This is a genomic window from Meridianimarinicoccus marinus, assembly GCF_040689105.1.
In the GTDB taxonomy this organism is placed as follows: Bacteria; Pseudomonadota; Alphaproteobacteria; order Rhodobacterales; family Rhodobacteraceae; genus Meridianimarinicoccus; species Meridianimarinicoccus marinus.
This window is the reverse complement of record NZ_JBFBVU010000006.1, coordinates 39,700-52,463: the sequence shown is the minus strand read 5'-3', so window position 1 is coordinate 52,463 and position 12,764 is coordinate 39,700. Positions and strand designations below refer to the sequence as shown.

General features: G+C 63.5%; 14 protein-coding genes and 2 pseudogenes. 1 reads left to right on the top strand and 15 read right to left on the bottom strand.

Annotated elements, in window-relative coordinates; all coding sequences use genetic code 11:
* Positions 1-123: 123 nt before the first annotated feature.
* The 7 genes from AB0T83_RS06815 to AB0T83_RS06785 form a co-directional block, all read right to left on the bottom strand.
* Complete coding sequence (locus AB0T83_RS06815) at positions 124-1,437, bottom strand: glutamine synthetase family protein (RefSeq protein ID WP_366192289.1); 1,314 nt, start codon at positions 1,435-1,437, stop codon at positions 124-126.
* A gap of 4 nt (positions 1,438-1,441) precedes the next feature.
* The gene (locus AB0T83_RS06810; RefSeq protein ID WP_366192288.1) at positions 1,442-2,281 is read right to left on the bottom strand and encodes an ABC transporter permease; all 840 of its coding nucleotides are present in this window, start codon (positions 2,279-2,281) and stop codon (positions 1,442-1,444) included.
* Positions 2,278-3,159 carry an ABC transporter permease gene (locus AB0T83_RS06805; RefSeq protein WP_366192287.1) on the bottom strand — a complete coding sequence of 294 codons (882 nt, stop codon included), beginning with the start codon at positions 3,157-3,159 and terminating at the stop codon, positions 2,278-2,280. The genes AB0T83_RS06810 and AB0T83_RS06805 overlap by 4 nt, the downstream gene beginning before the upstream one ends.
* Before the next feature lie 170 nt (positions 3,160-3,329).
* Positions 3,330-4,046 carry a transporter substrate-binding domain-containing protein gene (locus tag AB0T83_RS06800; protein WP_366192286.1) on the bottom strand — a complete coding sequence of 239 codons (717 nt, stop codon included), beginning with the start codon at positions 4,044-4,046 and terminating at the stop codon, positions 3,330-3,332.
* A 34-nt stretch (positions 4,047-4,080) separates the two neighbouring features.
* A complete protein-coding gene (locus AB0T83_RS06795) occupies positions 4,081-4,854 on the bottom strand; it encodes an ABC transporter ATP-binding protein (protein ID WP_366192285.1) in 774 nt (257 codons plus the stop codon).
* A 116-nt stretch (positions 4,855-4,970) separates the two neighbouring features.
* Positions 4,971-5,411: a tellurite resistance TerB family protein gene (locus AB0T83_RS06790; protein ID WP_366192284.1), complete on the bottom strand. Its 441-nt coding sequence runs from the start codon at positions 5,409-5,411 to the stop codon at positions 4,971-4,973.
* A 123-nt stretch (positions 5,412-5,534) separates the two neighbouring features.
* Positions 5,535-5,789 carry a hypothetical protein gene (locus AB0T83_RS06785; protein WP_366192283.1) on the bottom strand — a complete coding sequence of 85 codons (255 nt, stop codon included), beginning with the start codon at positions 5,787-5,789 and terminating at the stop codon, positions 5,535-5,537.
* A 139-nt stretch (positions 5,790-5,928) separates the two neighbouring features.
* On the opposite strand from AB0T83_RS06785, the gene AB0T83_RS06780 reads away from it, so the two are divergent.
* Entirely contained in the window at positions 5,929-6,261 is a 333-nt protein-coding gene (locus AB0T83_RS06780) for a GYD domain-containing protein (protein WP_366192282.1), read from the top strand.
* On the opposite strand, the gene AB0T83_RS06775 is transcribed toward AB0T83_RS06780, so the two are convergent.
* From AB0T83_RS06775 to AB0T83_RS06740, 8 genes and pseudogenes are all read right to left on the bottom strand, one after another.
* A complete protein-coding gene (locus AB0T83_RS06775) occupies positions 6,240-7,175 on the bottom strand; it encodes a hypothetical protein (RefSeq protein ID WP_366192281.1) in 936 nt (311 codons plus the stop codon). The two genes, AB0T83_RS06780 and AB0T83_RS06775, sit on opposite strands and share 22 nt — an antisense overlap.
* 294 nt (positions 7,176-7,469) lie before the next feature.
* Positions 7,470-8,045 carry a hypothetical protein gene (locus tag AB0T83_RS06770; protein ID WP_366192280.1) on the bottom strand — a complete coding sequence of 192 codons (576 nt, stop codon included), beginning with the start codon at positions 8,043-8,045 and terminating at the stop codon, positions 7,470-7,472.
* Positions 8,042-8,614: a hypothetical protein gene (locus AB0T83_RS06765; RefSeq protein WP_366192279.1), complete on the bottom strand. Its 573-nt coding sequence runs from the start codon at positions 8,612-8,614 to the stop codon at positions 8,042-8,044. Before AB0T83_RS06765 ends, AB0T83_RS06770 begins: the two co-directional genes overlap by 4 nt.
* An 86-nt stretch (positions 8,615-8,700) precedes the next feature.
* Positions 8,701-10,344: a CTP synthase gene (pyrG, locus tag AB0T83_RS06760; protein WP_366192278.1), complete on the bottom strand. Its 1,644-nt coding sequence runs from the start codon at positions 10,342-10,344 to the stop codon at positions 8,701-8,703.
* Positions 10,345-10,510: 166 nt separating this feature from the next.
* Positions 10,511-10,897 carry a preprotein translocase subunit SecG gene (secG, locus tag AB0T83_RS06755; protein WP_366192277.1) on the bottom strand — a complete coding sequence of 129 codons (387 nt, stop codon included), beginning with the start codon at positions 10,895-10,897 and terminating at the stop codon, positions 10,511-10,513.
* A gap of 31 nt (positions 10,898-10,928) precedes the next feature.
* Complete coding sequence (locus AB0T83_RS06750) at positions 10,929-11,498, bottom strand: YeeE/YedE thiosulfate transporter family protein (protein ID WP_366192398.1); 570 nt, start codon at positions 11,496-11,498, stop codon at positions 10,929-10,931.
* A gap of 228 nt (positions 11,499-11,726) precedes the next feature.
* Positions 11,727-12,086: pseudogene (locus tag AB0T83_RS06745) on the bottom strand (DUF302 domain-containing protein); the annotation flags it as partial.
* Positions 12,087-12,189: 103 nt separating this feature from the next.
* Positions 12,190-12,360: pseudogene (locus AB0T83_RS06740) on the bottom strand (c-type cytochrome); the annotation flags it as partial.
* Positions 12,361-12,764 lie beyond the last annotated feature (404 nt).

The following is a 12,764-nucleotide window of genomic DNA, read 5'->3' as shown; positions in this document are numbered from 1 at the left end:
GGTCTTCCATCTGTGTTGCGGTCGGCTTGGCCGGACTTGCGGCTTCGGGGCGGCGCAGTACGGCCAGCACGATCTTTTGCGCGTGCGGCGACGCTAGCTGCGTGCGGTGCAAGCGTCCAGTGTTCAGACCGTCTCGAAGGTTTCCAGCGCCAGCCGTTCGGGCGACAGGCCCTGACACAGACGCTGTTCCTGGCGCTTGAGCCGTTGCAGCATGTCGATCAGCAGGCCGGGAAAGATCCGCGCCATCTTGGGCGAGGATTCCCAGCGCGCGATGGCCTCGTCCCAGTCGGTGGGGATCATCAGCACGCGCTGGCCATAGGCGTTGCCCATGATCGGCTCGGGCGGGGTCAGCTCGTCTTCCAGCCCCATGAAGGCCGCGCCCAGAATGGCGGCCATCACCAGATAGGGGTTGGTGTCGCTGCCGGCCATGCGATGTTCGATCCGGCGGTGGGCGTTGGCGCCGCCGGGAATGCGGATTGCGGTGGTGCGGTTCTCATAGCCCCAACTGGCGCCGGTGGGGGCGTGGCTGTAGGGCGCGAACCGGTCATAGCTCGGGGCATGGGGTGCGAAGATCAGCGTGGCGCCCGGCATGCCCGAGATCAGACCCGCCACCGCGTGATGCAGCAGCGCGGTGCCGGTCATCACGCCGTTGTCGAACAGGTTGCGGCCCTTGCTGTCGGTGATCGAGAAATGCACGTGCAGCCCGTTGCCCGCATCGCCGTCGAACGGCTTGGCCAGAAAGGTCGCGGCCATGCCGTGCTTGCGCGCCATGCCGCGCACCAGCGTCTTGAACAGCCAGGTGTCGTCAGCCGTGCGCATGGCGGGTCCGTGTTGGAGGCTGACCTCGAACTGCCCGACCCCGCCTTCGGAAGATGCCGCCAGCGGGCGCAGTCCCATCGCTTCGGCGCCGTCGTACAGGTCATCGAAGAAGGCGGCGAAGCGATCCATCTCGGCCACGCCGGTGATCTCGCCCGCGAACAGGGGCCGTCCGACACCGGGCGCATGCACCGGCGCCAGCTTGCCGGTGCGGTTGTCCACCAGGGTGAATTCGATCTCGGTGCCCGCCACGACCTTCCAGCCCTTGCGGTCGAAGCGTTTCAGAACGCTGGCCAGGGCATGGCGCGGGTCGGCCTGAAACGGCTGGCCGTCCTCGCAATACATCCACATGGGGATCAGGGTGGCGGGCTGGTCCAGCCAGGGCATCAGCACCGGGCCGCGTTCGGTGCAGCGCAACTGCCCGTCCGCATCGCCCGAGGCAAAGACCAGCGGGCTGTCCTCGACATCGCGGCCCCAGATGTCCAGCGACAGCGCCGACAGCGGCATCCTCTGGCCCGCGTATTCCAGCATGGCCGCCTGCGAGGCCGGCAAGCGTTTGCCGCGCATCTGGCCGTTCAGGTCGGCACAGGCGGTGCGCAGGCTTTTGGTCTCGATCTCCATGCCGTTATCGGATGACCTGCGGGCGGATGCGCAGGCGCCGCCGCTGCGCCGCCGGAAGGTGCCGGTTCAGGCGCCGGTTGATGTAGCTGAACAGGGTGATGACACACAGGGTCAGCACGATGAAATAGCCCGCGAAGATGGGGTAGGGCACGAAGGGGTTGAAGGTCTTGTCCGCAAAGTAGTTCGCGTAATACAGCGCGTCGCCCATCTGTTGCCACGCCGGGAACCCCGAGAAGAACACCAGCGCCGTGGCATGGAACAGGAAGATCGCCTCGTTGGTGTAGGACGGCCAGGCCAGCCGCAGCATGGTGGGCCAGGTGATGCGCCGGAACTTGGCCCAGCCCGACAGCCCGTAGGCATCGGCGGCCTCAAGCTCTCCCTTCGGGACCGAGCGCAGGGCGCCATAGAAGATTTCTCCGGCATAGGCCGAGGTGTTCAGGAACAGCACGATCAGTGCCCCGGCCCAGGCCTTGGTCAGCCAGCGGGTCTGGGCGGTCAGTTCGACAAAGCCCAGGTTGATCTCGATCCCGTTGCGCGGCAGCAGCACGAAGGCCTGATAGGCCAGGAAGAACTGGATGAACAGCGGCGAGCCGCGGAACAGGAAGATGAACCATTCAGATGGTTTGCGGATCAGCGGGTTGGGCGCGGCCTTGCCAAGCGCCACGGCGGTGGCCAGGAAAAACCCCAGCAACAGCGCCAGCAGCCCGAAATAGATGTTCCACAACATCCCCGAGCCGATCAGCGTGAACTGCTGGCACAGGGTGAAATCGGACCTGGGCAGCAGGCGTTCGCCAAGGCCCAGCGACCGCAGGCCATAGTCCTGAATGGTTTGCCAGCAGCTCATGCCTCGGCCTTTCGTTGGGCATCCCCGCCCATGGTGGCCTGCCCACGGGACAATCGGTTTGTCATGCCCGAGAAGAACCGTTCGGACAGCGAGGTCAGGGTCAGGTAGAAGACCAGCAGCGCCGTGAAGTAATACAGCCGCCAGTCAGGATGCGGATAGGCGTAGGTCGAGGTTTTCGAACCGCCCAACTCCCGCGCCCAATAGACGATGTCCTCGACCCCCAGCAGGAACAGCAGCGGTGTCGCCTTGATCAGGATCTGCCAGAGGTTCGACAGGCCGGGCAGGGCATAGACCCACATCTGCGGCATCACGATGCGCCAGAAGGTCTGACGCCTGGACATGCCATAGGCCTCGGCGGTTTCCACTTGTCCGCGTGGCACCGTGTTCATGGCACCGTAAAGGACATTGGCCGCGAATGCCCCGAACACCACCGCGAAAGCCAGCACCGCCAGGGTGAAGCCATAGGCCTCATGCACCCATTGCGCCGAACTTGATTGCGGTAGCTTGGCAATGTCGCAGACCACGAAATCGCTGCCCTGGCGCACCGGGAAGTCCCAGTCGGGGCATTTGGCCTTGTGGCGCAGCCATTCGAACCCCTGATCCATGGCAATGGGCACGAACAGGAAAAACGCGATATCCGGCACGCCGCGCACCATGGCGGTATAGCCCTTGCCCAGCCAGCGCAGCGGTGCGATCTGGGACCGGGCCGCCACCGCGCCGAAAAAGCCGAACAGCAACGCGATGGGAGCGGTGATGGCAAGCAACAGCAGCACCGTCCCGAAGGAGGTGTAGAACGCCATGTGCTTGCCCGTGGTCAGATAGCAGGCAAGCCAGGTCATTCCTTCAATTGCGTCGGGGTCGGTGCAGAAGTCGAACACTGAGAGCGGAACCGATCATCGTCGTGGGACAGTCGATGCAGTATGGCGGCGGTCGGGGGGCTTGTCACCCGGCAACCATTGCGTCCTGCGGCCGTGTCCGGTCATGGAACGGCCCGGTCGAGGGATCAACCGGGCCGCCTTGAAATCTCTTGTCCGATCACCGGACAGGTTCAGAACAAGGCGCTGGCGGGCAGCCATTTCTTGATCAGCTCGTTCAGCGTGCCGTCGTCCTTCATGGACTGGATCGCGGCGTCCAGCGCGGCCTTCAACTCGCCATCGCTTTCGCGCACACCGATGCCCAGACCGCCGCCCAGCATCACGTTGTCACTGACGAACATCAGTTCGGCGTCTTCGGTCACGAAGGGCTCAAGGAACCCCTTGTCGGCAATCACCGCGTCCACTTCACCGTTCTTCACGGCGGCGATGGTTTCGTCGGGCGTGGCGAATTCCACCAGCGTGGCACCGCTTTCGGCAACGTGGTTGGCCTGGATGGTGCCGGTCTGCGCCGCGATAACGCCGCCGTTCAAGTCCACATCCTCGGACATGGCCACGTAGATCGAGGGATCCGGCGGCGCATAAGCCTGGGTGAAGTCGATGACCTCGTCCCGCTCGGCGGTGATCGACATGCCGGCGGCGATGGTGTCGTAGTTGCCCGACACGAGGTTGGGGATGATGCTGTCCCATTCGTTGGTGACCCATTCACAGGTCAGTTGGGCGCGGGCGCAGACTTCGTTTCCGACCGCGATGTCGAACCCGTCCACATTGCCGGCGTCATTGATGAAATTGAACGGAGGGTAGGCGCCCTCGGTGGCCATGCGCACCACATCGGCGGTGGCGAAGGTGGCGGACAGCGCCAGGGCGGCGGTGCCAAGTAGCAGTTTTTTCATGGAAAACTCCCGTGCTGGTTGGGTTGGATCCGGTCTACGCCGGTTGAGAATGGGACAGGAACTGGCGCAGCCGGTCCGAACGCGGCGCGTCGAACAGCGTTTCGGGCGGCCCCTGTTCCTCGATCAGCCCCTGGTGAAGGAACACCACGTGGCTGGAAATGTCGCGGGCCATGCGCATGTCATGGGTCACGATCAGCATGGTGCGGCCTTCGGCGGCCAGGTCCTTGATGACCTTGATGACTTCCTGCTCAAGTTCGGGGTCCAGCGCCGAGGTTGGCTCGTCGAACAGCAGCGCCTGCGGTTCCATGCAGAGCGCGCGGGCGATGGCGGCGCGCTGTTGCTGGCCGCCGGACATCTGTGCCGGGTAGACATCGCATTTGTCGCCGATGCCGACCTTGTCGAGCAACCCGCGCGCGCGGGCCTCGACCTCGGCCTTGTCCTGGCGCAGAACCGTGACGGGCGCCTCCATGACGTTTTCCAGAACCGTCAGATGCGCCCAAAGATTGAATTGTTGAAACACCATCGACAGATTGGTGCGCACCCGCAGCACCTGCTTGCCATCGGCGGGGCGACGGTTGTGGCCTTCGCCCTTCCAGGCGATGGGCTCGCCATCGAACAGGATCTCGCCACTCTGGCTGTCTTCCAGCAGGTTGAGGCAGCGCAGGATGGTGGATTTACCGGACCCCGACGAGCCGATCAGCGAGACCACATCGCCCTTGTGGGCGTTGATCGACACGCCCTTGAGCACCTCCAACTGGCCATAGGCCTTGTGAAGCTCTCGGATTTCGATGACCGGGTCCGTTGCCACGCTTGCCCACCCCTTGCGCGTTTCATCCGGGGATTACGGTGCAAAAGGGGCAGGAATACAAGGCTTGCCGGGCAGGTGCGGCGGAAAAACCCGCACCTGCCCGAAATAACGCCGCGTCAGAGCTTCGATTGCACGCGCTGGCGCGCCAGGTTGCTGTCGCGATCGTTCACGCCCAGAAAGCTGGCGACCATGCGCAACACGCTGTCCTCTTCGCCGTCGCGGGCGCCATCGGCCAGCACCACGGCCCAGAGCGCCTCGAGCACCGCCGTGCGGTGCTCATAGGGAACCGCTTCCTTGATCGCCTGGGTGAAGCGCACGGTGTCGGGGGCCTCGGCCTCCAGCGCCTCGCCCTTTGCGCGCAGATCCGTGGCCTCGAAGGGCGACAGGCCATAGCGGGTGGCGAGGATACGGTCGATGCGGTCGATCTCGGCATCGGCATAATCGCCGTCCGAGCGTGCCACGCGCACCAGAAGCGCCGCCAGCGCCAGCCTTGCGTCGGCATCGGGCAGCGGCTTGGGATCGGGGGCCATCAGGCCTTTCAGAAGCGTTCCAAACATGGCCGCAGGCTAGGCCGGAGTGCGGCGCGGGCCAAGCCCTGAAATGGCAAAACACCGCGTCTGGAAACCGTCTGGAAAAGGTATGGCGGGCGTATGGCTGCTGCCCGGGCGCGTGCGGCAGCCTCAGTCGAGGCAGAGGAACAGGAATTCGGTGCCACCATAGCTCGGCAGCGCCTTGGAGGACGCCAGTTGCGAAGTGCCCTTGCCGCCGCGCTGGCAGGTTTCCGTCGCCATCGTATAGGCCGATCCCACGGCGCCGCCCACCGGCAGGGTCACGGTCACGCTGTCACCGTTGTAGGCCGAAACGAAGGGCGCCGGCACGACACAGGCGGCCAGCAGGGGCAGGGCGGCGAACAAGGCGATACGGGTGGGGGTCATGGCAAGGTCTCCTGAGTGTTTCGGCTACCCTAGCGGGAAATTCGGACCGGTCCATGCGGGAAACACCCCAGTGGCCTCTCTGATGCCGGGCGAAACTGTGCTAAAATGACGCAAGGTCAATCAAGGGGAGGAACGACCGATGCCAACATTCATCATGACCGCCAACCTGACGCAACAGAGCATGCAGGGGATGATCGACAAGCCCGAGGATCGCCGCGCGGCGCTGGGCGCGCTGTTCACCGCCACCGGCGCCACGCTGAAGGATCTGTATTTTACCGCCGGCGAGCGCGACATCCTGATGATCGTCGAGTCGGACGATCCCAACGCGGCGGTGGCCGCGGCGATGGTGGCCGGCGCGTCGGGGGCCGGGACCGGACTGCAGACGGTGCGCGCCTGGACCCCGGCGGAATTCGCCGAGATCGCGAAGAAGGCCGGCGCGGCGGCGTCGAGCTATCGCAAGCCGGGGGATTGATCCGCCGAACGGTCGCGGGATTGGTCGTAGATCATCGGATTGGTGGATGGTGAGCCGAGGAAACCGTCGGTTGGAACCGGGCGCCAGCCGGTCCGATCCGCGGTGGACAGGATACTGGTGTCGGCCTGCCCGTTGATCACCTCCAGCAGGAGGGCGATGCCTTCCTGGTATGCGAGCAAATCGCGGATGTCGGCTCCCGAAAGACCGAGCGCAGTGCGCAAGCAGTGCTCGGTCTGCGGTCCGTAGATGCCGTCGACAAAAATCCTGTCGCCAAGGTCCTGGTTTGCGCAGAGCTGGCTGCGGTTCATGGCATCCTGAAGGACGGCAATGTTTCTGGAGACGTAGATCGAGGGCGACGGCCGCGTGATTTCCTGGATGCGGGCCAGATCCTGAAGCGCCTCGCCACGCTCGGCGTCGCTCAGCCCGGTATCGACGGCCCGGTTCGAGGCGGCGATTTCCTCGCCTTGCAGGCCGACCAGATAGGCAAGGAAGGCCTGCCAGCGTTTCCGGTCGTCATCGTCCACCGCCAGATGCGAATAGTATTGCGCCAGCACGATGCGCTTGGCGATGTCCTCGCTGCGGCCCTCCTTGGCCAGCGATTCCAGCCGGGAATGGGTGTCTTTCTGGCGTTCGATCCCGGCCTTTTCCGCCGCGAGTTCGCGTTCGAGCCGGTTTGTTTCCTCGACCACCCGGATCTCGGCGTCGGCCTTGATCTGTTCGACCGACCGCGTGGTGAACAATTCGGCCAGCGCGATCAGGAAGGGAAACATCGCGGCGACGATGCCGACGATCATGGTGCCGTAGACGACCTTGCGCACCCCGGCGGCGATTTCCGCCCGGCGGGTCTGATGCTCCAGCACCTGCGCCTCATGGGCGGCGTCAAGCTCCAGCTTCTTGAGTTCCAGTTCGGACATGACCAACCCTCACGATGGGATCGGGCCCAGTATACCGAAAATCGCGCCCGAGGTCGCGGCCGCACAGGTGGGCGCAACGTTCAGCATTGGACCGGGGAGTTCCGATGCGGTGGTTGTGGTGCAATTTCGTGTGGACATGAGCCGACCAGAGGGACGCGCATTGTCAAAGGGGGGGCGGCGAGCTATCGCAAGCCGAGGGATTGAGGGGGATCTTGGGGACGGTATGAAACAGTTATGGTGATGTTTCTTGATAAATGCCGGACACCCAGACGAACGCAGGGAACTGACCGAGGTTCAATCGCTTCCGGGCGAATTCTGCTGGGGACTGTCCCCTTGGATGTCCGGCGTTTGCATACGTCTCGCTTCGCTGGATTCCAAAGACTGCAACAATTTATCACCGTAGCGTGTGCCGAAAATGATACCGGGGCCCACGGCGCCCAAGATCAGGATCGCAGACATTCCGGCCATAAAGTAGAATAACTGGTCGTCGTGTTTGAAATCCGTGTCTGCCAAGCGCTTTGCCTCGGCCACAAGCAATTCTGTTCGGGCGAGAATCTCGGTCTGTTTTGTCAGAATTTTTTCAATATCTTCGTTAGATATATTGAAATCAAACTGGCCTTCGGTGCTGGAACTGTGACTGCCGAGCCGCGTGTCTAGGTCTGCCACTTCTGTTCGCAAAAAGACCGCTTCATTCTCAAGTTTTGAAGAATATAGCGGAGCTGTGCCAAATGCGCGTGCGAGGATCAAAAGGACAAGAAGAATAACCCCGCATAGGAACATGACGCGCCTTTGCCGGTGATAACTGGTCACGTCTTCTAAAAATCCTTCGACGAGTTTGTGGATTCCGTCTTGCGGGTCAAATTGCGTCATTGTTCGTTCCCTGCAGCTTTGGATATCAGTTCAGAAAGCTGTTGGTCAATTAGACGAGCTTGACTTAGGCCACTTGCCGAGGCTGCGAAGTCCTCAGAAATAGCTAGCGGCCCATTTAACCGGTGAAGAAACTCGCGGGCTTGTCCAACGATCTTTTTTCGCTGAGCATCCAGTTCACGATCTTTGAATTTTACCCCATCCTGGGTCAAGATTTCAACCAAATGTTGCGTTCGTTGGCGCGCTGTATCTGTAGAGAGGACCGGGACGAAAGGATGCAAAGGGTCAGCCAATGATAGTGGGGATCTGTTTCGGAACTGTGCCGCAATGCGACGATCAGGTTCCGGTCGTTCTTCCTGCGTGGATTCGGGAGGTTTCTGCGCTGAAGAGAAATAGTGCAGAAAATACACGAATATGCCTATTCCAATCAGGACAAGGCCTTGTTCGAAATTTGATACACTATCGGGTTCGACATCGAAATGGATTTGAAAGAGGGCTTCGACAAATGGAAGCCACCAATCGACCGCCATCGTTGCAACGCCCGCAGAAACTAGTAGGGCGGCAGCTTTCACTGGCCATGGTCGGCGAATGATTTCGCGGATCAGTTCAAAAACTGAATGGAGAAAATCACCTATGTTCCGCAATGGTGATCCTTGGTCTAGACTAGCCTGCTCACATCTCTAGCAGCCCGCACAAAATCCGCAAACAGCGGATGGGGGGCGAAGGGTTTGCTTTTCAGCTCGGGGTGGAACTGGACGCCGATGAACCAGGGGTGGTCCTTGACCTCGACGATCTCGGGCAGGCGGCCGTCGGGCGAGACGCCCGAGAACAGCAGCCCGTGGTCTTCCAGCGCGGCGCGGAAGCTCATGTCCACCTCGTAGCGGTGGCGGTGGCGTTCCTCGATCACCGTGGTGCCATAGGCCTTGGCCACGGTGGAGCCTTCTTTCAGATGCGCGGTATAGGCGCCCAGCCGCATGGTGCCGCCCTTGGCGTCGGTCTTCTTGCGCGCGACGGTGTGGTTGCCCTGGATCCATTCCTTGAGGTGATAGACCACCGGGGTGAAGCGGGCCTCGCCGGCCTCGTCGTCGAATTCTTCCGATCCGGCGTCGGGAATGCCGGCCAGGTTGCGCGCCGCCTCGATCACCGCCATCTGCATGCCCAGGCAGATGCCGAAATAGGGGATCTTGCGGGTGCGGGCGAATTCGACGGCCTTGATCTTGCCCTCGGTGCCGCGCTCGCCGAAGCCGCCGGGGACGAGGATGGCGTGGAAGCCTTCCAGATGCGGGGCCGGGTCTTCCTTTTCGAAGATCTCGGCGTCGATCCATTCGGCGCGGACCCTGACGCGGTTGGCCATGCCGGCATGGGTCAGGGCCTCGGCGATGGATTTATAGGCGTCTTCCAGCTGGATGTACTTGCCGACGATGGCGACGCGGACCTCGCCCTCGGCCCGGACGATGCGGTCGTGCACGTCGTCCCAGCGCGCCATGTTGGGGCGCGGCGCGGGGGAGATCATGAAGGCATCCAGAACCGCCTGGTCCAGCCCTTCGGCGTGATAGGCCAGCGGCGCGTCATAGATCGAGGTCAGGTCCTGCGCGGCGATCACCGCATCGGGGCGGACGTTGCAGAACAGGGCCAGCTTCTCGCGCTCTTTCGCCGGGATCGGCCCTTCGGAGCGGCACACCAGGATGTCGGGGGCCAGCCCGATGGAACGCAACTCCTTGACGCTGTGTTGGGTCGGCTTGGTCTTCAGCTCGCCGCTGGCCTTGATGTAGGGCAGCAGGGTCAGGTGCATGAACAGGCATTGGCCGCGCGCCTTGTCCTGGCTGAACTGGCGGATGGCTTCGAAGAAAGGCAGGCCCTCGATGTCGCCGACGGTGCCGCCGATCTCGCAGAGCATGAAATCGACCTCGCCGTCGCCGATGTCGATGAACTCCTTGATCTCGTTGGTGACATGCGGGATCACCTGGATGGTCTTGCCGAGGTAGTCGCCGCGGCGTTCCTTCTCCAGCACGTTGGAATAGATGCGGCCCGAGCTGACGCTGTCGGTGGCGCGGGCGGCGACGCCGGTGAAGCGTTCGTAGTGGCCGAGGTCGAGGTCGGTTTCGGCGCCGTCGTCGGTGACGAAGACCTCGCCGTGCTCGAAGGGTGACATGGTGCCGGGATCGACGTTCAGATAGGGGTCGAGCTTGCGCAGCCGGACGGTGAAGCCGCGGGCCTGCAGGAGCGCACCAAGGGCCGCCGAGGCCAGTCCCTTGCCAAGCGAAGAAACCACACCGCCGGTGATGAAGATGTAACGTGTCATGTTTGGCTGCTCCCCCGCGACGAGCTCGATTCGGCAAAAGCGCTTCGCTTCCGCAAAACGCTGCATCACGGGATTCAAGAAGTACAAGATTTAGGGGTGATCCGCAACATCCTGTGAATGTTGCGGTGTCGATTTCAGCGTATTGGGGCCGGAAGGGCCGTCCGGATCACTCGGCGCGCGGCGGCAGGGCCGGGGCATCGCCGGTGCTGGGCGGCAGCAGGCCGCCTTCGGCGCCGGGCAGGGTCGGCGGGGTGGTTTCGTCCGGGGCCGGTGCAGTGACCTCGGGCTGGGCCGTCACGCGGTCGAGGACCGAGCTGCCGGCGGAATTCTTGGCCGCGACGATGGTCAGGGTGATCGATGTCGCGATGAAGGCGATGGCAAAGGCCCAGGTCAGCTTGCCAAGGGCCGTGGCCGCGCCCCGGCTGGACATCACGCCGCCGCCGCCGCCACTGCTGCCCATGCCCAGACCGCCCCCTTCGGAGCGTTGCAGAAGCACCACGCCGATCAGGCTGAGTGCCAGAATGAGATGGACGATGAGCAGGACGTTTTCCATGAACCGGGCCTTCGTTGGATCAGGTGGCTACTTATGGGATGTGCCGCCGCACCGCAAGCCCGGTCTGGCGCCTTGCGGGCCAGTTTCCGGCCTTTGGGGTCCGATTGCGGGGCGGCATCATTCGGCCGGGCGCGGCTGTCGGGGGCTGTTGCGGTCGAAATGGTCCAGCAGCGCCGAGGTGAGCAGCGCGCCCACCCACATGCAGAACACCGCCAGCCAAGCGGTCAGGGCGAAGATCGCGCGGCCCGATACGCCCGCACCCACTCGCCAGCATCGCGCCGAAGCCCATCAGGACCGCCCCCACAAGATAGCGTTCCATGCGGGTGTTGGAGTCGAAGCGCTGCAGCTGGAATTCTCCGGTCAACAGGGCGGTCAGGGCCGAGCCCAGGAACACCCCCGGCACCAGCCCAAGAGAGAACGACAGGATCAGCCCGCGTTCGTTGATCAGGGCCATCAGCGTGTCGGTGGCGGGGCCGGTATTGGTGACGCTCGAGACCGAGGCCGGTTCGAACGACAGTTGCGCCACCGCATGGGTGCCGACCCAGCCCAGAGCCACCGCAAGGCCGACGCCGAAGACCGCAAAGAGGCGCGTGGCGTGCATCGGGCTGCGGAGCACAAGCCAGCCCAGCAGCACCGCACCCTGGGTCAGCAACAGGGCGGCGGCAAAGACGATCAGCCAGACGCCCAGACGCGGCCCTGCCTGACCGCTGCCGACCTCGATGGTGGCGGCGCGCAGACAGAACCGCGAATGTTGTGCCGACGCGCCGAACAGCAGGCCCACGACCAGGCCGAGCGTCGCCAGAACCTCGGCATCGCCATAGGTGTTGAGCAGCTCTTCCAGCAGGCTCTGGACTTCCTGCATGGCACCGTCAGGATAGTGGCGGTAGCCGATCACGACATCGCCGTCGCGGTCGGCCACGAAGATGCCATGGGGGCAATAGGCGAGGTTCATCGGGTCATCCTCCATCACCTTGCGCGAGGTGACGGCCGAGCAGAACAGGAACACATCCGCCGCCGCGAACAGTGTCACCCCTGACCCGACATCGGCCCCGGTGCGGGCCAGCATCTCGCCCACATGGCTGACATAGTCGATTACCAGACCCTTGCCGACGATGGCGGATTTCACCGCAAAGGTTGCGTCTTCGAAACTGCGGTCGAAGGGATAGGTGGTGACATCATCGACCTGCATCGGCGCGGACCGGCTGGCGGTCGCGGTGGCGGCGGCGGTAACGGTCAGGAAATTGCGTCGGTTCAGGGTCATCGGGATTTCTTCATGCGGGAATGGGGGGCGGTCACTCCTCCAGCCGGGCGAAGTAAGCGGCAAGTGCGGCGACCTCTTCGTCCGACAGCCGTCCGGCCATCATCTGCATCACCGGGTGCGGGCGCAGCTTTTGCTTGTAGGCGTGCATGGAAACCACGAAGTCCTCTTCGGGCCAGAGCGTGATCGCCGGGATGCCGTCGTCGCGGCAGCAGGTCAGTGTGAAATTTCCGGCTGACGCTTTTCGTACGGCCCGCGCTTCTTTGGTGCAGGTTTGTTCGCTTCGCCTCGCTCGTCGGTCCGGACAACACGCCTGCAGCACGCGCGGCGCGCTGACACCGGTCCCGCGGGCTGAAAGACGCACATCCCGGCTTCGAGGCAATTGCCCGACAGGCAGCACTGTCGCTGCCGCAGTCAGAACGATGTTCGCGGAAAAGCCGAACGCCGCGTGCGCGGAACTCGGCCGTGTGGCTCGGCGTGTGGTTCTCGTCGGCCAGTGCCGAACGGTGCTGCATCTCGTGCGTGACAGGACGTCGCCAATAACAGCTTGGACAGACGGCCTGAAGGCGCGAGCGCACGTGGCCGTCGCGGCGGTCGCCATGGCCGACA